1 protein-coding gene is annotated in these 1,494 nt (G+C 68.5%); it reads right to left on the reverse strand.

Annotation, left to right across the window (positions count from 1 at the left end):
* The coding region (locus ARB25_RS09625) for a sugar nucleotide-binding protein (protein WP_055287685.1) at positions 1–1,413 on the reverse strand (1,413 nt) is incomplete at its 3' end.
* Positions 1,414–1,494: the final 81 nt, after the last annotated feature.

A 1,494-nucleotide genomic window follows, 5' to 3' on the forward strand; every position in this document is an offset into this window, starting at 1 on the left:
GGGTATGCGGAAGCCGACCGACTCGAGCCTGGACAGGTCGAGCGCGGAGTGGACCGGGCGCGGGGCGACGGGGCCGGAGGCGCCGGCGTAGTAGTCGGCGGTGCTGACCGGCACGACCTTCTCGCCGTTGCCGTTGGCGGCCTCGAAGACGGCGCGGGCGATGTCCGCCCAGCTCTTCACGGCGCCGGAGCCGGTGCAGTCGTAGGTGCCGTAGGGGGCGTGCGTCCCCAGCACGTGGAAGATGGCCTGCGCCATGTCGCGCGTGAACGTCAGGCGGCCCAGCTGGTCGTCCACGACGGTGACCTGGTCCAGCTTGTCGTCCGGGTCGGCGACGCGGTCGGAGAGCGCCTTCATCGTCTTGACGAAGTTGTGCCCCTCGCCGATGACCCAGGAGCTGCGCATGATGTAGTGGCGGGGGCATCCGGCCACGGCGATGTCGCCGGCGGCCTTGGTCTGGCCGTAGACGGAAAGCGGGCTGAGGGGCTCCTCCTCGTCGTGCACCTCCGCGGTGCCGTCGAAGACGTAGTCGCTGGACACGTGCACGAGGGTGATCCCGTGCCCGGCGCAGGTGCGGGCGAGAAGGGCGGGGCCGGTCGCGTTGGCCTTCCAGGCGGTCACGCGGCCCTCGGGGGTCTCGGCTTTATCCACGGCCGTGTAGGCGCCGCAGTTGATCACGGTGCCGTAGAGCGACCAGTCGTACTGCGCATAGGCCTCCGGGTCGGACATGTCGAAGGTGTCGATGTCGCAGAAGTCGAAGCCCTTGGCGACGCCGCGCTCCTCGGCGAGCGCACGCACCGCATGGCCAAGCTGGCCGTTGCAGCCGGTGACGAGGGTGCGCTTCGGCGCCATGGGGACGACGTCGGCGAGCATCGGGTGGTTGAGGTCGGCCTCGGAGACGGTGGCCTCGTCGAGAGGGATGGGCCACTCGATGGCGAGCTCGGGGTCGGCGAGGTTCACGAAGGTGTACGTCCTCTTGAGCTCCAGCGACCAGTGGGCGTCCACCAGGTAGGTGTAGGCGGTGCCGTCCTCCAGCGCCTGGAAGGAGTTGCCCACGCCGCGCGGGACGTAGATGGCCTTGGACGGGTCCAGGGTGCAGGTGAACACCTTTCCGTAGGTGGCGCTGCCCTCACGAAGGTCCACCCAGGCGCCGAAGACGCTGCCGCGGGCCACGGAGATGAACTTGTCCCAGGGCTCGGCGTGGATGCCGCGCGTGACGCCCTTCTTGTCGTTGTAGGAGATGTTGTTCTGGACGACCTTTAGGTCCGGGATGCCCAGGGCGCACATCTTGGCGCGCTGCCAGTTCTCCTTGAACCAGCCGCGCGAGTCGCCGTGGACGGCGAGGTCGACGACCTTGAGGCCCTCGATGCCGGTCTCGGCGACGGAGAGGTCCTTCTCGAATGCGATGTCTGCCATGTGGGAAAAGCTCCTATCGAAGAGGTTGGATAACCGGGGGCGCCCGCTCGGGGACGCAGGATCATCCCCATGCCCTGCGGC

This window comes from Collinsella aerofaciens (genome assembly GCF_001405375.1).
In the GTDB taxonomy this organism is placed as follows: domain Bacteria; phylum Actinomycetota; class Coriobacteriia; order Coriobacteriales; family Coriobacteriaceae; genus Collinsella; species Collinsella aerofaciens_F.